The 19,000-nt window shown below is 57.9% G+C and carries 17 protein-coding genes and 2 tRNA genes; 12 read left to right on the forward strand and 7 right to left on the reverse strand.

All coding sequences use genetic code 11. The features are described from left to right. The first annotated feature begins 3 nt into the window (after positions 1-3). The 7 genes from lolB (at position 4) to ychF (ending at position 5,088) form a co-directional block, all read left to right on the forward strand. Positions 4-624, forward strand: a complete 621-nt coding sequence (gene lolB, locus H8F21_RS18245) for a lipoprotein insertase outer membrane protein LolB (RefSeq protein ID WP_203480548.1) — start codon at positions 4-6, stop codon at positions 622-624. Between the two features lies 1 nt (position 625). Beyond that, positions 626-1,471 carry a 4-(cytidine 5'-diphospho)-2-C-methyl-D-erythritol kinase gene (gene ispE, locus H8F21_RS18250; RefSeq protein WP_203480545.1) on the forward strand — a complete coding sequence of 282 codons (846 nt, stop codon included), beginning with the start codon at positions 626-628 and terminating at the stop codon, positions 1,469-1,471. 34 nt (positions 1,472-1,505) lie between these two features. Further along, a tRNA-Gln gene (locus tag H8F21_RS18255) sits at positions 1,506-1,580 on the forward strand. A gap of 47 nt (positions 1,581-1,627) precedes the next feature. Continuing rightward, complete coding sequence (locus H8F21_RS18260) at positions 1,628-2,569, forward strand: ribose-phosphate pyrophosphokinase (protein ID WP_028944092.1); 942 nt, start codon at positions 1,628-1,630, stop codon at positions 2,567-2,569. Between the two features lie 138 nt (positions 2,570-2,707). Beyond that, on the forward strand, positions 2,708-3,307 hold the full coding sequence (locus tag H8F21_RS18265; protein ID WP_203480542.1) for a 50S ribosomal protein L25/general stress protein Ctc: 600 nt from the start codon (positions 2,708-2,710) through the stop codon (positions 3,305-3,307). A gap of 74 nt (positions 3,308-3,381) precedes the next feature. Further along, complete coding sequence (pth, locus tag H8F21_RS18270; RefSeq protein WP_136478178.1) at positions 3,382-3,966, forward strand: aminoacyl-tRNA hydrolase; 585 nt, start codon at positions 3,382-3,384, stop codon at positions 3,964-3,966. A 21-nt stretch (positions 3,967-3,987) separates the two neighbouring features. Then, positions 3,988-5,088, forward strand: coding sequence for a redox-regulated ATPase YchF (gene ychF / locus H8F21_RS18275; RefSeq protein WP_203480540.1), 1,101 nt, complete (start codon positions 3,988-3,990; stop codon positions 5,086-5,088). 94 nt (positions 5,089-5,182) lie between these two features. On the opposite strand, the gene H8F21_RS18280 is transcribed toward ychF, so the two are convergent. Next, positions 5,183-6,475, reverse strand: a complete 1,293-nt coding sequence (locus H8F21_RS18280; protein WP_203480537.1) for a carbohydrate porin — start codon at positions 6,473-6,475, stop codon at positions 5,183-5,185. Positions 6,476-6,563: 88 nt separating this feature from the next. Continuing rightward, entirely contained in the window at positions 6,564-8,999 is a 2,436-nt protein-coding gene (locus H8F21_RS18285) for a membrane-bound PQQ-dependent dehydrogenase, glucose/quinate/shikimate family (protein WP_203585133.1), read from the reverse strand. Between the two features lie 624 nt (positions 9,000-9,623). Between H8F21_RS18285 and soxR the strand changes: the two genes are divergently transcribed. Then, a complete protein-coding gene (gene soxR / locus H8F21_RS18290) occupies positions 9,624-10,082 on the forward strand; it encodes a redox-sensitive transcriptional activator SoxR (protein WP_203480532.1) in 459 nt (152 codons plus the stop codon). Positions 10,083-10,166: 84 nt separating this feature from the next. Here soxR and H8F21_RS18295 read toward each other — a convergent pair whose 3' ends face one another. The 3 genes from H8F21_RS18295 to H8F21_RS18305 form a co-directional block, all read right to left on the reverse strand. Continuing rightward, a complete protein-coding gene (locus H8F21_RS18295; RefSeq protein WP_203480530.1) occupies positions 10,167-11,327 on the reverse strand; it encodes an MFS transporter in 1,161 nt (386 codons plus the stop codon). A gap of 121 nt (positions 11,328-11,448) precedes the next feature. Beyond that, entirely contained in the window at positions 11,449-11,592 is a 144-nt protein-coding gene (locus H8F21_RS18300) for a hypothetical protein (RefSeq protein ID WP_168198419.1), read from the reverse strand. A 77-nt stretch (positions 11,593-11,669) separates the two neighbouring features. Further along, positions 11,670-12,887 (reverse strand): MFS transporter, encoded by a 1,218-nt coding sequence (locus H8F21_RS18305; RefSeq protein WP_203480528.1) that lies wholly within the window; start codon positions 12,885-12,887, stop codon positions 11,670-11,672. Positions 12,888-13,055: 168 nt separating this feature from the next. Between H8F21_RS18305 and H8F21_RS18310 the strand changes: the two genes are divergently transcribed. The 4 genes from H8F21_RS18310 to H8F21_RS18325 all read left to right on the forward strand — a co-directional run bounded on the left by H8F21_RS18310 (position 13,056) and on the right by H8F21_RS18325 (position 17,213). Continuing rightward, positions 13,056-13,577, forward strand: a complete 522-nt coding sequence (locus H8F21_RS18310; RefSeq protein ID WP_203480527.1) for an RNA polymerase sigma factor — start codon at positions 13,056-13,058, stop codon at positions 13,575-13,577. After that, a complete protein-coding gene (locus tag H8F21_RS18315; RefSeq protein WP_203480525.1) occupies positions 13,574-14,518 on the forward strand; it encodes a FecR family protein in 945 nt (314 codons plus the stop codon). Before H8F21_RS18310 ends, H8F21_RS18315 begins: the two co-directional genes overlap by 4 nt. 104 nt (positions 14,519-14,622) lie before the next feature. After that, positions 14,623-17,043, forward strand: coding sequence for a TonB-dependent siderophore receptor (locus H8F21_RS18320; protein ID WP_203480523.1), 2,421 nt, complete (start codon positions 14,623-14,625; stop codon positions 17,041-17,043). A 93-nt stretch (positions 17,044-17,136) separates the two neighbouring features. Next, positions 17,137-17,213: transfer RNA gene (locus H8F21_RS18325), tRNA-Met, on the forward strand. A gap of 68 nt (positions 17,214-17,281) precedes the next feature. Here H8F21_RS18325 and H8F21_RS18330 read toward each other — a convergent pair. Further along, positions 17,282-18,250: a FecR family protein gene (locus tag H8F21_RS18330; RefSeq protein WP_203480521.1), complete on the reverse strand. Its 969-nt coding sequence runs from the start codon at positions 18,248-18,250 to the stop codon at positions 17,282-17,284. A 51-nt stretch (positions 18,251-18,301) separates the two neighbouring features. Then, entirely contained in the window at positions 18,302-18,919 is a 618-nt protein-coding gene (locus H8F21_RS18335; RefSeq protein ID WP_203480520.1) for a LysE family translocator, read from the reverse strand. Positions 18,920-19,000: the final 81 nt, after the last annotated feature.

Below are 19,000 nucleotides of genomic sequence, written 5' to 3' on the forward strand. Positions count from 1 at the left end.
CCTATGTTTTTGCGCCACTGCATCACCTTCAGCCTGATCGCCCTACTCGCCGGCTGTGCCGGATTCGGTTCCCGCGAGGCCCTTCAACAGGGCCAGGGCAGCCCACAACTCTGGCGCGAGCACAAACAACAGCTGAGCACGCTTGATGGCTGGCAGATCAACGGCAAGGTGGGAATCCGCGCGCCGAAAGACTCCGGCAGCGGCACCTTATTCTGGCTGCAACGCCAGGACTACTACGACATTCGCCTGTCCGGCCCGCTGGGTCGTGGTGCTGCCCGACTGACCGGGCGCCCGGGAGGCGTGGTGTTGGAAGTAGCCAACCAGGGACGCTATGAAGCCAAGAACCCGGAAGCACTTCTGGCCGAGCAGCTGGGTTGGGAGCTACCGATTTCGCATCTGGTCTGGTGGGTTCGCGGCCTGCCCGCACCCGACAGCAAAAGCCAGTTGACCCTGGGCAGCGATAGCCGCCTGGCGAACCTCAAGCAGGATGGCTGGAACGTCGAGTACCTGAGCTACACCGAGCAGAACGGCTACTGGCTGCCCGAACGCCTTAAGCTTCATGGCCAGAACATCGACGTCACGGTGGTAGTGAAAGACTGGCAACCACGCCAGTTGGGGCACTGACATGTCACGACTGACCCTGCCGGCACCCGCCAAGCTCAACTTGATGCTGCACATTCTTGGTCGCCGAGCCGATGGCTACCACCTGCTGGAAACACTGTTCCAGTTTCTCGACTACGGCGATGAGCTGTCCTTCGCCGTGCGCGATGACAGCGAAATCCGCCTTCACAGCACTGTCGAAGGCGTCCCCCATGACAGCAACCTGATCGTCAAGGCAGCGCGCAAATTGCAGGCACTGACCGGCTGCACACAAGGCGCTGACATCTGGCTGAAAAAAGTCCTGCCCATGGGCGGCGGTATCGGGGGGGGCAGCTCTGATGCCGCCACTACCCTGCTCGGCCTGAATCACCTGTGGAAGCTTCAATGCAGCGAAGATCAGCTGGCCGAGCTGGGCTTGAGCCTGGGCGCCGACGTTCCGGTTTTCGTCCGCGGTCACGCTGCATTCGCCGAAGGTGTAGGCGAGATCCTCACCCCTGCAGACCCGGAAGAACCCTGGTATGTCGTGCTGGTCCCGCAAGTATTTGTTAGTACTGCAGAAATTTTTTCGCATCCGCAGTTGACACGTGATTCTTTGCCCCTTAAGATGCGCCCCGTTCCCAAGGGAAACAGTCGAAATGACTGTCAACTGGTAGTAGAGCAGAGTTACCCAGAAGTACGTAACTCACTGAATTTGCTGAGCAAATTCACTGAAGCTAGACTTACCGGAACTGGAAGTTGTGTGTTTGGGGCCTTCCCAAGCAAAGCTGAAGCTGATAAAGTTTTGGCCCTTCTTGCAGATACCCAATCAGGATTTGTAGCAAAGGGAAGCAACGTTTCGATGTTGCATCGCAAGCTTCAAAGTCTGCTCTAGGAATCGAGTACCAAGTACTCGCAGCAACAGATACAGGGGCGTCGCCAAGCGGTAAGGCAGCAGGTTTTGATCCTGCCATGCGTTGGTTCGAATCCAGCCGCCCCTGCCATTTTCCTATACTCATCCAGGTATACCCTCAGCCTTCAGGTACTGCGCGTGTCCAAGATGATGGTCTTTACGGGGAACGCTAACCCCGATCTGGCTCGGCGTGTCGTACGTCAGCTGCATATCCCACTGGGTGATGTTTCTGTCGGTAAGTTCTCCGACGGCGAAATCAGCACTGAGATTAATGAAAATGTTCGTGGTAAGGACGTTTTCATCATTCAGCCGACTTGCGCGCCAACCAACGATAATCTGATGGAACTGGTAGTGATGGCCGACGCCTTCCGCCGCTCCTCAGCGTCCCGAATCACTGCCGTGATTCCTTACTTCGGATATGCCCGCCAGGATCGCCGTCCGCGTTCGGCGCGTGTTGCTATCAGCGCGAAAGTTGTCGCTGACATGCTCACCGTCGTTGGTATCGACCGTGTTCTCACCGTCGATCTGCACGCTGACCAAATCCAGGGTTTCTTCGATATTCCGGTAGATAACATCTACGGCTCCCCCGTTCTGGTGGATGACATCGAAGACCAGCGTTTCGAGAATCTCATGATCGTGTCCCCGGACATCGGCGGCGTCGTGCGTGCACGAGCTGTTGCCAAGTCCCTGGGTGTCGATCTGGGTATCATCGACAAACGCCGTGAAAAGGCTAATCACTCCGAAGTGATGCATATCATCGGCGACGTCGAAGGACGTACGTGTATTCTCGTCGACGACATGGTCGATACCGCCGGCACTTTGTGCCACGCGGCCAAGGCTCTGAAAGAACACGGTGCTGCCAAGGTTTACGCCTATTGCACGCACCCTGTCCTGTCGGGTCGAGCGATCGAGAATATCGAGAACTCCGTGCTGGACGAACTGGTGGTAACCAATACCATCCCGTTGTCCGCCGCCGCACAAGCCTGTGCACGTATCCGTCAACTGGATATCGCACCGGTTGTTGCTGAAGCGGTACGCCGCATCAGCAATGAAGAATCGATCAGCGCGATGTTCCGCTGAGGGTCCTGCCCTCGCGAAACACTCGTTGACGAAAAGCGCCCCGCCCCAACACCTGCTGTTGGGGCGGGGCTTTTTTGCCCACCCCGTTTGGCGCTGGTCGCAAACGCCTGCGGGAGATGGCTATTTTGGAGATTCAAAATGACTGATTTCACTCTGAACGCCCAAGCGCGTACCGACCTGGGGAAAGGTGCGAGCCGCCGCCTGCGTCGTCTCGCCGCCCAAATCCCTGCCGTTGTATACGGTGGTGACAAAGAAGCTCAATCCCTGACCATCGTGGCCAAGGAAATCGCCAAACTGTTCGAAAACGAAGCTGCCTACAGCCACGTTATCGAACTGAACGTTGACGGCGTTAAGCAAAACGTCATCGTTAAAGCGATGCAGCGTCACCCTGCCAAGCAGTTCATCATGCACGCTGACTTCGTCCGCGTAATTGCTGGCCAGAAACTGACCGCCAAAGTACCGGTTCACTTCGTCAACGAAGAAGCCCCGGTCAAGAAAGGCGGCGAAATCTCCCACGTAGTGGCCGAGATCGAAGTTTCCTGCGAAGCCAAGGATCTGCCTGAGTTCATCGAAGTCGACCTGGCTAACGCCGAAGTCGGCACCATCGTTCACCTGTCGGACCTCAAAGCTCCGAAAGGCGTCGAGTTCGTCGCTCTGGCCCACGGCAACGACCTGGCTGTTGCCAACGTTCACGCTCCGCGTGTTGCGCCTGAAGCTGCAGAAGGCGCTGCTGAGTAATTTCAGCACGCCGGCGTTGATCGGGTTACAGTGCCCCGCACTGTAACCCCCAACTCCAAGGAAGAGCCCCTGACGTGACCGCCATCCAACTGATCGTCGGCCTGGGAAACCCTGGCCCCGAATACGAACAGACCCGGCATAACGCAGGGGCTCTTTTCGTAGAACGCATTGCCAGCGCCCAGCGTGTCAATCTGACTGCTGACCGCAAGTATTTCGGCCTGACAGCTAAGTTCAGCTTTCAGGGCAACGACGTTCGTCTGTTGATCCCGACCACCTTTATGAACCGCAGCGGCCAAGCCGTTGCTGCACTGGCGAATTTTTTCCGCATCCCGCCAGATGCCATCCTGGTGGCCCACGACGAACTCGATCTGCCTCCCGGCGTCGCCAAACTCAAGAAAGGCGGCGGTCATGGTGGGCATAACGGCCTGCGCGACATTATTGCGCAGCTCGGCAACAACAACGACTTTCACCGTCTGCGGCTTGGCATTGGCCACCCGGGTGACAGCAGCAGGGTCTCCGGTTTTGTCCTGGGCAAGGCGCCACGCGCCGAGCAGGAAAAACTGGACGCCAGTATCGATTTTGCCCTCGGCGTGCTGCCGGACATCCTCGCCGGCGACTGGACGCGTGCGATGAGAGAGCTGCACAGCCAGAAGGCCTGACTCCACGAAGAGGGATTCACCATGGGTTTCAATTGCGGCATCGTCGGTTTGCCCAACGTCGGCAAGTCCACCCTGTTCAACGCCTTGACCAAATCCGGCATCGCGGCAGAGAACTTCCCCTTCTGCACCATCGAGCCGAACAGCGGTATCGTGCCGATGCCTGATCCGCGCCTGGACGCCTTGGCGGCCATCGTCAAGCCGAACCGCGTGCTGCCGACCACCATGGAATTCGTCGACATCGCAGGCCTGGTAGCCGGTGCATCCAAAGGTGAAGGCCTGGGCAACAAGTTCCTGGCCAACATCCGTGAAACCGACGCCATTGCCCATGTGGTCCGCTGCTTCGAAGACGAGAACGTGATTCACGTTTCCAACAGCGTCGACCCCAAGCGCGACATCGAGATCATCGACCTGGAACTGATCTTCGCCGACCTCGACAGCTGCGAGAAGCAACTGCAAAAGGTCACGCGTAATGCCAAAGGCGGTGACAAGGATGCCCTGGCCCAGAAGGCTGTCCTGGAAAAGCTGATTCCGCACTTCACCGAAGGCAAGCCTGCACGCAGCCTGATGAAGGACATGGCAGATGACGAGAAGGCACTGATCCGTGGCTTCCACCTGCTGACCAGCAAACCGGTCATGTACATTGCCAACGTTGCCGAAGACGGCTTCGAGAACAACCCGCTGCTGGACGTTGTTCGCGCCATCGCTGAAGAAGAAGGCGCTGTCGTGGTACCGGTGTGCAACAAGATCGAAGCAGAAATCGCCGAGCTCGACGAAGGCGAAGAAAAAGACATGTTCCTCGAGGCCCTGGGCCTGGAAGAGCCTGGCCTGAACCGCGTTATCCGTGCTGGTTACGGCCTGCTCAACCTGCAGACCTACTTCACTGCAGGTGTACAGGAAGTTCGCGCCTGGACCGTACGCATCGGCGCCACTGCCCCACAGGCCGCTGGCGTGATTCACACCGACTTCGAAAAAGGCTTCATCCGTGCCGAAGTGGTCGCCTACGACGACTTCATTCAGTTCAAGGGTGAGAGCGGCGCAAAAGAAGCAGGCAAGTGGCGCCTGGAAGGCAAGGACTACATCGTCAAGGACGGTGATGTGATGCACTTCCGCTTCAACGTCTGATTGGAGCATCCCCCTCAGTGTGATAACTCGCACACTGAGAAACTGCTCCCTGAAAAACCGCGCCTGGTCGCGGTTTTTCTGTTTCTGGATGCCGTTAAAACGTCGCCTTGACCTGCAACCCTAGCGCCAATGCGTTACCCCTTTTCTTGCCAAAGAACGCACCAGGCTCAATGTAGTACTGCAGGTCGGGACGCACCAGCAACCAGGGTGTGACTTGCGCGCCATAGTTGAGCTCCAGCATCTGCTCTGCATTGTCCAGGCCAGCGATCATGTCGTATTCGCCTGGGTTGCTTGCAGCCGCTTCCTGCACCTCCCGCGTGCGCGAGTTGAGCACTGCACGGCCATAGCCAAACGAGATGGAGTCCTTCGGGCGACTCGCAAAAGGCTTCTGCTTGACCAGTCCTATCGAATACCAGCGGCGCATCGGCGAGGTTGCCGCATTGCTCGTGGCCGCCTGGCCAAAAAGGCGCAGCACGCTTTCAGGGTCTTGCTCATCCTTCCAGATTGCCTGGTCCATCAGCACATAGGCGCCTGTGCGGTTGCTGCTTTTTTCCGTGCTGCCAATTTTGGGAGCGTCAGAGGTGTCGTAGTACCAACCCACCTTGTACTGGCCATCAAGAATATCGTCGTTATTGAAGATCGCTTCCAGGGGCAAAATTGCACCGGTGGTGCCGTTGCTGGGCATGGAAAAGGCTTTGGAGGAGCGCATGTTGTACTCCGGGTTAACCTGGAATACAGCCGTTTGTAGGGTCAGTGATGGGTTGACGTTGTAGCGCAACTCACCGCCCCAATGTGCCGTCGGATAGTTGCCCCAGCCACTACCGCTGCCCATGGTCAATGGGTGCGCACAGAAGCCTGCGCTGACAAAGTTGGCCAGGATTGGCATGCCGCCAAAGTCGGTACCCATTACCATGAAGCCGACCTTGGTCGACAGGTCTGGCGAGAACAGATTGCGCTGATAGCTGAACTCGGTCAGGCGGGTGTACTGGCCACCGTAGTTCTCCTGCGCTGAAAGGCGATTGCCGAGCAAGTCTTCCGTGGCGCTGTGACCGCGACGATCATTGACGATGATCTGCACTACCCCCACATCAGGCGTATCCAGCAGTTTGCTCAGATCGAACTGGGCGCCGATGCGAATTTGTTGGGCGTAGCGGGTGCCGCGTTTGATCCCGCCGTGCAGGTTGGAAATGGTTTCAGAACTGTAGTCGCCCGTAAGCTTGACCCCCGCGTCGGCCAGCTTCTGGCGTTCGCCCCCCCAGTCGCCGGTGAGTGTCGAACGACTCATCAGATCGAAGGCGTCAGCCTGTGCTGAGGACAGAGGCAAGATGCATAGCGACAGACCGCTGCACAGGCTGCTGGTCAGCAGTGCGCGGAAAGAAAAAAACATCCCAGATGTGCTCCGTTTCAAAGATGTGGGTGCTGCAAAAATAATCCCCGTAAACGGGGATTATTTTTCAACAACGTCAGCCGAGGCGTTACTTGCTAACGCTGTCGGGCAGCGCGTAAGCGATGATGTAGTCGCCCACATCCGGCGAATGGCTCATGCCACCGGCAGAGATAACCACGTACTGTTTGCCTGTGGCGGGTGATTTATAGATCAACGGAGCCGCCACTGCGCCAACCGGCAGGCGCGCTTTCCACACCTCTTTACCTGTTGCTGAATCGAGTGCACGCAGGTAGTAGTCCTGGGTACCGGCGAAGAACACCAGGCCGGACGCGGTCGAGGTTGGGCCGCCGAGTGTCGGCATACCGAGGGGGATCGGCATCTTCGTCTTGATACCCAGAGGCCCGGTGTCCTGGACGGTTCCCAGTGGAACCTGCCAGACCAACTTCTGCGTGTTCAGATCGATAGCGCTCATGCTGCCGAAAGGCGGGTTGTTGCATGGCACACCCAGTGGCGACTGCAGAATGTCGATTCTGATCCCACCATAGATACCGGCAACTTGCGGACGAATCGTGCCCATGAAGCCTGGTACTTCATCAGTCGAAACTTTGAATTTCTTGGTGTTCTCCTTGGTAACCAAGGACATTCGCAATGGCACACGCATGTCATTGACGAACATCATGCCGGTGTTTTCGTCGATGGAGATGCCACCCCAGTTCATGCCACCCAACAAGCCTGGCCATTCGATGTAGGGCTTTTCAGTTGGCGGCGTGAAGGGTCCAACGTAGACCGAGTCCTTGAACATGATTCGGCAATAGAGTTGGTCGAAGGTACTCACGCCCCACATGGACTCTTCAGTCAGTGGCTCGGCACCAATCACCGGCATGCCAACCGAGTACGGCTGCGTCGGCGACAGGTGCTCGCCTTCGGCTGCTGGCGAGGTCGGTACTGGACGCTCCTGAACTTCAGTCACCGGCTTGCCGGTACGCCGATCCAATACAAAGATATGACCGGTCTTGGTGGTCTGGATCAGCACCGGGGTGGTCTCGCCCCGAGCATTCTTCATGTCATAAAGAACAGGCTGCGAAGGCAGATCGTAGTCCCACACATCGTGGTGGACGATCTGGTAGACCCATTTGGCCTTGCCTGTGGACGCGTCGACGGCGACCACTGCCGAGCCGTATTTTTCCTTGGCCTGGTTCCGATCACCACCCCAATAGTCGGGTGGGCCGTTACCGGTTGGCAGGTAGACCAGGTTCAACGCTTTATCGTAGGTCGGAATGGTCCATACGTTCGGCGTTTCGAGCGAGAACTGATGATCGTCGGCGGCTGCATCTACGCTCTCAGGCGCGCCTACATCCCAAGCCCATACCAACTTGCCGGTGAGCACGTCGAACGCCCGCACAGCGCCTGAAGGCTCGTTTGCGACGATATCGCGTACCCAGCCACCCACGACAGTCAGGTGGCCCATGACCACCGGCAGCGAGGTTGGGTGATAGCGCTTGCTGTTCTCTGTCGGGCCCATGCCTTTCTTGAGGTCGACATAGCCGTTGTCGCCAAAGCTTGGGCACAGCTCGCCGGTGTGGGCATCGAGCGCGAACAAGCGGGCGTCCACCGACGACACCAGAATGCGCTGGCGGCATTGCTGGTCGTTGCTGTACGACGCCTTGACCTCGGCCGTGAGACTGTCGTCCTTGTCGATATCGTAGTAACCGACGCCACGACAGGTTACGTGCTCTTCACTTTTGGCATGCGGATCGAACTTCCAGATCGGCTTGCCTGTGTCACCGTCGAGCGCTGTAATCAGATTTTCCGGGGTGCAGGAGTACAGAACACTACCAATCTGCAGCGGGGTGTTTTCGTCCACACCCGCGCCCGCGCCCGTGGTTCTGCGGCCTGTTCTGTAAGTCCAGGCAACCTGCAGCTCATTGACGTTTTCCGGAGTGATTTGCGTGTAGGGTGCAAACCGGGTGCCCGACGCATTACGGCCAAAGAACTCCCAGTTTTCCGGGGCCGATTGGGACGCCTTGGAAGCAGGCGCAGCCGTCGTAGCCACGGGGTTGGAGATCGCACCATGGGGAAAAAACGCCGCAACAAATGTGGCGATCAGTCCCAGCAACACGGCAAAACCAAAACGATTGGCTACGCGCTGCGTGCGCAAGGAAGTACCAGCAAGCGCTGCGCTCACCCACAGACTAAGCGTGAGGATAACGGCCGGAACGACCAGGCGCGGAAGCAGTTGCCAATAACTGAACTGGCGCACTTCGTAAAAAGCCCAGACACACGTCGCCAGAAATATAACCACAGAAAGTGCAAGGGCAAATCGCTTGCGAAGTAGATAAAGTGCAGCTAACAACAAGTAAGCCAGGCCTGCTATCAAGTAATAACTTGATCCGCCCAAGGCCAGCAATTTGATCCCGCCATAGATCAATGCAAGCGCCACGATAAAAGCCAGCAAGGAAAACAGCACCCTTGCGACCTCACTGATTGAGCGTCTTCCCTTGTGGGAAAGATTGTCGTCCGTCATATGTAAATATGCCCTGTTGGTGAAATACAGAACGGCTCCCACAGAAGGTGAGCAAATCGGCCGAATGATCGGGCCGCCCTGTATTTGGCTACGCGTGGTTAGTTCAAAATCCCTATGCACTACCCTGCCGAGGCAAGTAAGCATGGAAGATCGGCGGCGCACATTGCCGCCAATACGTTTAGGCTCGGATGCTGACGTTAGATCGCCGCAACCCGGCAACCTGGAATCGAAACTCGACGCGAGTTCGATATTCAAGATGGAGTCAAGGCGGCTGCTATCAGTTTGGATAGTTAGCTGCGCGCCCTGACTCTAAGGACAGTTTATCGCGATGGCCTTTTGGGATAATTCCAAAAGACTGGAAAACAATGTTGATGAAACAGTAACAATCCGCGATTCACGGCCTTACCCCTGCCCTCCCATCAACACGCCTCGCAAGTTCATTGTTGCGCGGCAGTTGCTTGTTGAAGCTGCGCGCTGCTTGCACGCGTTCGCCAAGTAAGTGTGTTCTCCAGTTTGACGGCGTGGCGATAGGCCGCGGCCTCCAGCCGATTGCAAGAAAGCGCGCAGCGGACTATAAAACCTCAACTTAGATCGAGGTCAACCGCTGTGGCAGTGACAGAAAAAATGGATAGCTCACGGTCACTTACCGTCGGTGAGGTTGCCAAACGCAGCGGTATTGCTGTTTCCACCCTGCACTTCTACGAGTCCAAGGGTTTGATCGCCAGTACACGAAGTGCAGGCAATCAACGGCGATTCCCGGCATTGGTACTGCGTACTCTCGCCATCATCAAGGTAGCGCAACGCACCGGAATTGGGCTGGAGGAAATCAAGAAAGCTATAGGCAAATACCCACCAAACAGCAAAGTGACGGCCGCTCAGTGGAGGGAAATGTCATCAGCCTGGCGCGACGACTTGAACGCCCGCATCCGCACCCTGGAAGCGCTGCGCGACAGCCTGGACAATTGTATTGGTTGCGGGTGCCTGTCCTTGGATGACTGCCCGTTGCGCAACCCTGATGACGCCTTGGGCAAAGAAGGCCCGGGGCCGAGAATCCTTGAAGGCAAGGCTATACAGCGCCGCTGAATTGCTGGATTCAGGCCCGTCTCGGCGACGCCCAAGACGACAATGTCAGTACCTAGGTCTCGAGAGGGAAGACTCGGGTGTCGCCTACCGAGCCGCTGCTCTGAGCCGGTAGGCCTTGCGATTGGCATTGCGAGCAAAGCAGACGAACAGCGCCGCCATGGCCGCCAGTGCCATGGGCAAGCCATGGGGAGCAACTTCCATTGCCGCGCCACTCACCAACGGCCCGACCAGACTGCCGACGCCCCACAGCAAACCAACACTGGCGTTAGCCGTGACCAGATCCTGCCCCTTGAACTGCTGGCCAATCAAAACCAGCGCCAAAGTGTAGACCCCACCGGCAACAGCACCCAGCACCACCAGCGCCGGCCACAGCAGCCATTGCACTTGCAACAGCCATGGCAAGGCAATGCCGATGAGCATCGCCACGACGCCACAGATCAGGTGCACTCTGGTTCGCTCACTGCGGTCCGCCAGCCAGCCAAGCGGCAACTGGAACAGCATGTCACCGGTCAGAATCACCGTGACCATCAACGCTGCCACGCCCACCGCAAAGCCATGGCTTGAGGCATACACCGGCATCAGCGAAAGAATTACCGCGTCGAAGAAAGAGAAGAACAGCACGCCCATGCACAGGGCCGGTGCCACCTTGAAGAACCCTGCCAGAGAAAAACTCTTCTCGGCTTCTTCACCATGTTCGACGTGGTCGTCTGGCACGGTCAACACAATGCTGATCAGGGCCACGCCATAACAGGCAGTTACCACCGCTGTCACCCAGGCGCTCTGCGCGCCAACCACGGCCAGCATTGCCGGGCCAAGCATCTGGAAGCCGGTGAAGGCCGTGGCGTACAGGGCCATGATTTTGCCGCGGTTGTGCTCCGGGCTCAGTTCATTGACCCAGGACTCGCCGAGAATGATCGCGATGCCCATACCGATACCCAGCCCCAGGCGCAACAGCCCCAGCAGGTAGATCGACGAGAACGCCCATTCGAGCAGGCCGATGCTCAAGGTACACAGGGCAAAACAGAGCAAATAAATAGTGCGCCGGGTCAGGTGCCGACAACAGGCATCGACCATGAATGCCGAGAGCATCATTCCTGCCGCCGGGATGGCCGAGAGGATGCCGATCTGCAGGGTGCTGGCACCCGCCTCGAGTAGACGCAGGGACACCAGTGGCAAGCTTGCCCCAAGGCTGAAACCAACCACCGACACAGCGAACAACAGGCCCGCCAGAAAACGCTTGTTCATTACCACTCCACTCACCACCACCGGCGCGACATCGCTCCCGGGCGTGGCTATACACGACCATGAAAATGTTCAGGTGCACAACGACCGGCCACGGCTAGACACCGGGCGAATAACGGCCTTGTCAGAGGGCGTGGAGGTGTGGGGAGAAGGTAAAGGCGAACAGCACACTGCGCCGACGCTTGAGGACAGTATCGCTCGGCCAATCGCAGCAGCGGGTCAGGATGACCGGCTGGCAGAACTGGTAGGAGTGTTGGGAGCGATTCATCAATCGGTTACACATGTGAGGACGGGCGGCACTCTAGGAGAACCAATGCCACCCGTCAATAGCCCGGTCTTGAGCCTTCAGCGCTTTGCGGTAGACGGCAGCAAAATCGCCAGCAGACCGAACAACGGCAAATACGAGCACAAGCTGTAGACGTATTCGATGCCTTTGAAGTCGGCCAAGTAGCCAAGCAAGGCGGCACCGATACCGCCAAAACCGAACATTAAGCCAAAGAAGATCCCGGCGATCATGCCAACGTTGCCCGGCACCAGCTCCTGGGCGTACACCACAATGGCCGAGAAAGCCGAAGCCAGGATGAAGCCAATGACCAGGCTCAGGACGCTGGTCCAGAACAGGTCGACGTAAGGCAGCAGCAGCGTGAACGGGGCAACACCGAGGATGGAGAACCAGATCACCGCCTTACGTCCGATACGGTCACCAATCGGTCCACCGAAAAACGTCCCGGCAGCCACGGCGCCGAGAAACAGGAACAGGTACATCTGTGAACTGGCAACCGACAGATCGAACTTCTCGATCAGGTAGAAGGTGTAATAGCTAGTGAAACTGGCCATGTAGAAGTATTTGGAGAACACCAACAGGGCAAGCACTACCAGCGCCCCGGTCACTCGACCACGCGATAAACCATGAGTCGCCGCCTGGCCAGCCTTGGCCTTGAACAGATTCAAGTGCTCGCGATACCAACGGCTCAAGCCATAGGTAACCAGTACCGCAAAGACCGCGAACAGACCGAACCAGACCACGTTGCCCTGGCCGAACGGAATGATGATCGCTGCCGCCAGTAGCGGACCGAAAGCGGAGCCGGCATTGCCACCCACCTGGAAAGTCGACTGCGCCAAACCAAACCGCCCGCCCGAGGCCAGGCGGGCAATACGCGAAGTTTCCGGATGGAAGGTTGAAGAACCGATGCCTATCAAGGCCGCCGCAAGCAGGATCATGGCAAAACTGCCGACGTAGGCCAGCATGACGATCCCCACCAAGGTACACAGCGTGCCCAGCGGCAGCAGGTTCGGCATCGGCTTGCGGTCTGTATAGAAGCCTACCCAGGGTTGCAACAGCGATGCTGTGACCTGGAACGTCAAGGTAATCAGGCCCACCTGGGCAAAGCTCAGATCGTAGTTGGCTTTGAGCAGTGGGTAGATCGACGGAAGCACTGCCTGGATCAAGTCGTTGATCAGGTGCGCCAGCGCACACGCGGCAATGATCCGCATAACCAGCGGGCTGCTCTGGGCGGTCGGGGCGCTTATGGGTGAAGGGGACGAGGCGCTGCTGACAGCCATGACAAAGTCTTCCATCCGGTGGTTGGGATCCAATTATCCAGAATTCGTTAGCAAGCGCACTATTATTTTCGACGAGCGTTATCTCGATGTGCTTGTTAATAATTCTCAATAACGTTAGCATTTTCTTCCTTACCAACCGCCCCCGCCCTTCAGAGCAGTGCGCACGCCATGTCCAACGATCCGGACAACCGCAGCCTAACGCTGCTTTATCAGCAGCACCGCAGCGAACTGCTGGCGTTCCTGACTCGCCGAGTGCGATGCCGGGAGACTGCCCGCGACCTGCTGCAAGATGCCTTTGTGCGCCTGATGCACAGCGAGCGCGGTGAGATTGGCAACCTGCGCGCATTTCTCTACCGCATCGCCAACAACCTGAGCATCGACCATGCTCGGCGCAGCCAGGTGCGCGGGGTTAATGATGATCAAGCGTTGGATCAATTGCTCAATGAAACCTCACCCGAGCGTAGTGCCGTGGCCGGAAATACCTTGGATCACCTTGAACGCCTGATCGATTGCTTGCCATCGCCGACCCGCGAAGTATTTCTGCTAGCCCGCGTCGAGCAACTGAGCTACAAGGACATCGCCGCACGACTGGGGCTCGATCCTCGCGCCGTGGAGCGTCATTTGAACAAAGCCCTGAGCCATTGCGCAGCGGCCGCCCTGAATACTTCACGCAAGACTGAACAGCCATGAACACAGCGCCTAATTCAGCTCAACCGACCGAAACTGGCGACCGTGAACAACAGGCCCTCGACTGGTTCACCAGGTTGCGCGCCGATGACCTCGACGATGAGCAAATGCAAGCGTTCGAGCACTGGCGCCTGACGCCTGAAAACGCCCGGGTATTTGCCGAAGTCGAGCTGTTCTGGCAGCAACTGGAAATGCCAGCCCGCCGCCTGCACAAGATCGAACGGCGCTGCGCCCCTCGCTCTTGGGGCGGCTGGGCGGTAGCGGCGAGCATCTTGCTGATCAGCGGCCTGGTCATGCTGCAACTGCCTCTGCTGCAACGTTTGAACAGTGATGTGGCCACTGCTCCCGGCGAGCGTCGGCAGATTCAATTGGCCGACGGTTCCAAGCTGACACTTGGCAGTGCAAGCGCCGTGGATGTCGACCTGCGTGGACCTGTGCGCAAGATTCGCTTGGTCCAAGGGCAGATGTTCATCGATGTAACCCACGACGGCCGTCCCTTTGTGGTGGACGTCGACGACGCACAGGTTCAGGTGCTGGGCACGCGTTTTTCGGTAAGCCGTGGCCACGATCGTGATGAGGTCGTGCTGCTCAAGGGCAAGGTCGAAGTCAGCAGCCGTGGTGGCGACAAGCGCATGCTTGCCCCTGGCCAGCGCTTGACCCTGAGCGGCAACCGCCTGGATCAGGTCGAAAACGTCGATGCCGAGCGCTTGCTGGCTTGGCGCAGCGGTCAGTTGCGGGTACGCGAAGTCCCTTTGCGCGAAGTGCTGCAGCAGCTTGCCGATTACCAGGGCAGCCGCCTGCTCTACATCGACGAGCAGGTTGGTCGGCGTCTGGTCAGTGGCAGTTTCAACCTTGACCAGGCCACGTCTGCCCTCGACGCCCTTGCCAGCAACCAGAACCTGCACATCGACAACCTTGCAGGGCAATGGATGATTGTTCGCTGATCTGGGCGAAGAATATTTTGGCGGCCACTCGGTAATTCCTGAGTCTGCTGCGTCACACCTCCACATAAGAAGCATTAACATTTGTATTCTCTGGGGGAGGACACATGCAGTACCCACGCGATTTCGCTTTCACGCGCCAGCCGCTTGCCCGCGCCATCTTTGCCGCCACACTTTTTTCAGCTGCCCTGGCCCTTCCTGCGCAAGCCGCGCAAGCCGCCCCGGCGCAGAACCAAACCCAGCAAGTAAGGTTCAACATCAAGGCTCAGCCACTCGCTGATGCCTTGGACCAGTTCAGTGCGCAGAGCGGCCTGCAGGTCATCTATGACGCCAACCAACTGCGCGATCGCAGTTCGCCTGGTGTACAGGGCACCCTGAGCCCAGCCCAGGCGCTGGAAGCACTCACCGCAGGCAGCAACGCTCGTTTTAGCCAGCCCAACGCCGACAGCTTCGTCGTCGATTTGCCGATGGAATTGAGCGGTGCATTGCAGCTGGATGCCATGAGTATTTCCGGTAAGGCGCCCGGTTCCACCACCGAAGGCACCGGGCTCTACACCACTTACTCCTCAAGCAGCTCGACACGCCTGAACCTGACGCCCCAGGAAACCCCGCAATCGCTAACGGTGATGACCCGCCAGCGCCTCGATGACCAACGTCTTACCAACCTCAGCGATGCCCTCGAGGCGGCCCCGGGGATCATCGTCACCCGTGACGGCCTGGGCGCCGAAACCGACACCTACTACTCGCGCGGCTTTGTTATCCAGAACTACGAGATTGACGGTGTACCGACTGTCTCGCGCATGGACAACTACACCCAGAGCATGGCGATGTACGACCGCATCGAAATCGTTCGTGGCGCCAGCGGCCTGATCAGTGGCATGGGTAACCCTTCAGCGACCATCAACCTTATTCGCAAACGCCCGACTGCCGAAGGCCAGGCCAGCATCACAGGTTCGGCCGGCACCTGGGATCGTTACGGCACCGGTTTCGATGTTTCCGGGCCGCTGACCGAGACAGGCAACATTCGCGGTCGTCTGGTCGCTGACTACAAGACCGAAGGCGCTTGGGTAGATCGTTACAAAATGGAGAGCCAGTTGCTCTACGGCATCAGCGAATTCGACCTGAGCGAAGACACGCTGCTGACAATGGGCTTCAGCTATCAGCGCACCGATGTCGACTCGCCCTTGCGTACCGGCTTGCCCACACGCTTCAGTACAGGTGAGCGATCCAACCTCAAGCGCTCGATCAACAACGCACCGACTTGGTCATACAACGACCACGAACAAACCAGCTTCTTCACCTCGCTGGAGCAGCAACTTGGCAACGGCTGGAGCGGCAAGATCGAATACAGCCATTCCGAGAACCAGTTTGACGAAGTGTTCGGCTTTCTCATGGGCGACCTGCACCCCGACGGCAGCGGCCTGAGCCAATTGCCGGTACGCTTCTCCGGCACCCCACGCCAAGACAACCTAGACCTGTACGTCACCGGCCCGTTCAGCCTGTTCAACCGCGAGCACGAGTTGATCGGCGGCGTGACGTTGTCCAGGTACAACGAAAACGTCCCAAGTTGGGGCGGCTGGCGCTACGACTACAACGCGACCCCTGGCGCAGCAATCGACAATATTTTCGACTGGGACGGCAAACAGCCCAAACCGGACTTCACCATCAGCGGCAAATCCTCCATGGAGGAAACCCAGTACGCAGCGTACCTGACCTCGCGCCTGCACCTGAGCGACGACTTCAACCTGATTCTTGGCAGCCGGGTAATCGACTGGAAGCGCGACACTGAAGACCGTCCATACGGCGCCGCCAGCACCGAGGTCAATCGTAAGGAAAGCGGCGTATTCATCCCCTACGCCGGTGTGGTCTATGACCTGGACGAATCCTGGGCGCTGTATGCCAGCTACACCAAGATCTTCAACCCGCAAAGTTCCTGGGTACGTAACGAAAACAATCAGCCACTCGACCCCATGGAAGGCGTGGGTTATGAAGTCGGCGTCAAGGGCAGTCATTTCGACGGCAAGCTGAATTCGAGCATGGCGCTGTTCAAGCTGGAACAGGACAACCTGGCAATCTGGCAACACGACGATGTCTATGAGGCCAAGCAGGACACCACCTCCAAGGGCCTGGAACTGGAGCTCAATGGCGAGCTGGCCGATGGCTGGCAGGCATCGGCGGGGTACACCTATACCCTGACCACCGACAACCAGGATGAACGCATCGCCACGCTGATGCCGCGTCACAGCCTCAAGACCTTCACCAGCTACCGCCTGCCTGGCGCGCTGGACAAGGTCACCGTGGGTGGTGGGGTCAACTGGCAAAGCAAAGTCGGCCTGGACCTGCACAACTTTACCCAGGGCAGCTACGCACTGGTCAACTTGATGGCGCGCTACGACATCAGCGAAAACCTCAGTGCCAGTGTCAATTTGAACAACGCCTTCGACCGGGAGTACTACTCCATGGCCTCCTCGTTCGGAAATTACGGCGCGCCACGTAACCTGATGACAACGTTCAAATACGACTTCTGAACCGATGATCGGCTAAGCGGTTGATCGTGCGTAAAATTTTTTGAAAAGATGTGTTGACACAACTTCGTTTCAAGCGAATAATGCGCGCCACTTGGCTACATAGCTCAGTTGGTTAGAGCATAGCATTCATAATGCTGGGGTCCGGGGTTCAAGTCCCTGTGTAGCCACCAAGTACCGAAAAATGGCTTACCGCAAGGTAGGCCATTTTTTTTGCCTGCTCGTTTTACCCCCCTTTCAATTACCTCTTCCTACTCCCACTACCAGCCAGCGCAACGCGGGTGATCCATGGTGTGTAATATTCGAGCCTGATTGGCAGGCTGCGCGCCAGCAAGCGCAATGCCCGCTGACTGTCGTCGGCAGGTAGTACTGCCGTGACCTGCAGCACTTCAAGCGCCTCGGCGTCATACAGCAAATAACCATGATGATTGCGCGCCAAGCGTTCGAGCACCAGATTCAAGGGTTGCTCGTGAACCAGCAATTGATGCTGCAGCCAAGCCTGTTCCAGCGCGGCGGGATCAATGCTCTGCGGTGTGCCCAACCCTGTAGCGTTGAAGCGCACTTCCTGCCCACCGTGAACAGCCAAGCGCTTGCCATCGCTTTCGACATGCGCGGTCGAATTGATCATCGCCACACGGGTGGCATCACCAAGCTGCTCGACGACAAACCGAGTGCCCATGACACTGACACTGCCATGCTCGGTCAGCACCAGGAATGGCCGCGAGGCATCCTTGACCACATCCACCCGTATTTCCCCTTGCACCAGGCGCACGGTACGGCGCTGAGCATCGAACTGTAGATCCACGGCGGAGTTGCCATCAAGGCTGATAAGGCTGCCATCGGGTAGTGTTTGTGAGCGCCACTCGCCATTGTTGGTACGGATGTCCGCCAGCAAGTAGGACAGCGGAAACTGTTGTATCGCCAAGCCGACCGGCAACAGCAGTAACGCTGCCAGCGCCAGCGCTTTGATTGGCTGACGCAGGGTGCGCCGTCGGACGATGCCGTCCAGAGCCTCCCGTGCAGGTTCGCGGGACAACTCATGCAACGCTGCCAGACTTCCCTCCAGTCGTTCGATGGCCGCCAGGTGCTCTGGATCAGCGTTGAGCCAGTCACGAAAAGCATTGCGCTCGACCGTATCGACCTCACCGTCCAGGCGCACCAGCCATTCGGCTGCCTCTTGCAGCGCTTTCACAGAAGGTGACTTGTTCATGAGCGTTTGTCGCTGGCAGCATGACACTGCAACACGGCCGCTGTCTGCGCGTCACCGCGCGTTGGCCAGAACCACCGCCAATCCCAGGCCAATCAAGGCCACGCCGATGACTCGATCGACCAGCAATTGCCGATCGAGCATGATCCGACGCAAGGACGGCGAAGAGAAAAACACCGCAACCAGACTGAACCACAGCCAGTGAGCGACGGACATGAACAGACCATAACCAAGACTGGTTGCAAGAGAGCTACCCGGTTGTACAGCTTGAGTGTAGGCACTGACAACGAACAACATGGTCTTGGGGTTCAGGGCATTGGTCAGAAACCCTGACCGCAAGGCTGCGCCTACCCCAAGCTGATTGGAAGTTGGGCCGCCATCGAGGGAAATGCATGCGCGATTGGTCAGCGATTTGTAACCGAGGTAGATCAAATAACCCGCCCCCAACACCTTCATCGCCAGGAACAACGAAGGGGTCTGGCTGATGATCAGGGCAACGCCGAGCACTGTGTACATCACATGCACCTGCACCCCCAGCGCGATGCCCCATGCCGCAGACAATCCGGCACGCCTGCCAAAGGCGTAACTGCTGCGCGTGACCATGGCAAAGTCCGCGCCCGGGCTGATCACCGCCAGGATGGTGAACAAGGCAACGGCGATGAGTTCATTCACGAAAAGCTCCTCGATCGGTTAGGCATCCGCACAGATAACATTGTGAATCGCCATTATCGAAAGCTTCGTACTGGGTAAAAA

The organism is Pseudomonas arcuscaelestis (genome assembly GCF_016881005.1).
GTDB classification, from domain to species: domain Bacteria; phylum Pseudomonadota; class Gammaproteobacteria; order Pseudomonadales; family Pseudomonadaceae; genus Aquipseudomonas; species Aquipseudomonas arcuscaelestis.

What these genes read in the sequence shown, in the direction of transcription:
- lolB (WP_203480548.1), top strand. Translation starts at nt 4, where the DNA reads ATGTTTTTGCGCCACTGCATCACCTTCAGCCTGATCGCCCTACTCGCC.
- H8F21_RS18330 (WP_203480521.1), bottom strand. Translation starts at nt 18,250, where the DNA reads ATGAACAAGTCACCTTCTGTGAAAGCGCTGCAAGAGGCAGCCGAATGG.
- soxR (WP_203480532.1), top strand. Translation starts at nt 9,624, where the DNA reads ATGGATAGCTCACGGTCACTTACCGTCGGTGAGGTTGCCAAACGCAGC.
- H8F21_RS18310 (WP_203480527.1), top strand. Translation starts at nt 13,056, where the DNA reads ATGTCCAACGATCCGGACAACCGCAGCCTAACGCTGCTTTATCAGCAG.
- H8F21_RS18315 (WP_203480525.1), top strand. Translation starts at nt 13,574, where the DNA reads ATGAACACAGCGCCTAATTCAGCTCAACCGACCGAAACTGGCGACCGT.
- H8F21_RS18305 (WP_203480528.1), bottom strand. Translation starts at nt 12,887, where the DNA reads ATGGCTGTCAGCAGCGCCTCGTCCCCTTCACCCATAAGCGCCCCGACC.
- H8F21_RS18300 (WP_168198419.1), bottom strand. Translation starts at nt 11,592, where the DNA reads ATGAATCGCTCCCAACACTCCTACCAGTTCTGCCAGCCGGTCATCCTG.
- H8F21_RS18280 (WP_203480537.1), bottom strand. Translation starts at nt 6,475, where the DNA reads ATGTTTTTTTCTTTCCGCGCACTGCTGACCAGCAGCCTGTGCAGCGGT.
- H8F21_RS18320 (WP_203480523.1), top strand. Translation starts at nt 14,623, where the DNA reads ATGCAGTACCCACGCGATTTCGCTTTCACGCGCCAGCCGCTTGCCCGC.
- H8F21_RS18285 (WP_203585133.1), bottom strand. Translation starts at nt 8,999, where the DNA reads ATGACGGACGACAATCTTTCCCACAAGGGAAGACGCTCAATCAGTGAG.
- H8F21_RS18295 (WP_203480530.1), bottom strand. Translation starts at nt 11,327, where the DNA reads ATGAACAAGCGTTTTCTGGCGGGCCTGTTGTTCGCTGTGTCGGTGGTT.
- ychF (WP_203480540.1), top strand. Translation starts at nt 3,988, where the DNA reads ATGGGTTTCAATTGCGGCATCGTCGGTTTGCCCAACGTCGGCAAGTCC.
- ispE (WP_203480545.1), top strand. Translation starts at nt 626, where the DNA reads ATGTCACGACTGACCCTGCCGGCACCCGCCAAGCTCAACTTGATGCTG.
- H8F21_RS18265 (WP_203480542.1), top strand. Translation starts at nt 2,708, where the DNA reads ATGACTGATTTCACTCTGAACGCCCAAGCGCGTACCGACCTGGGGAAA.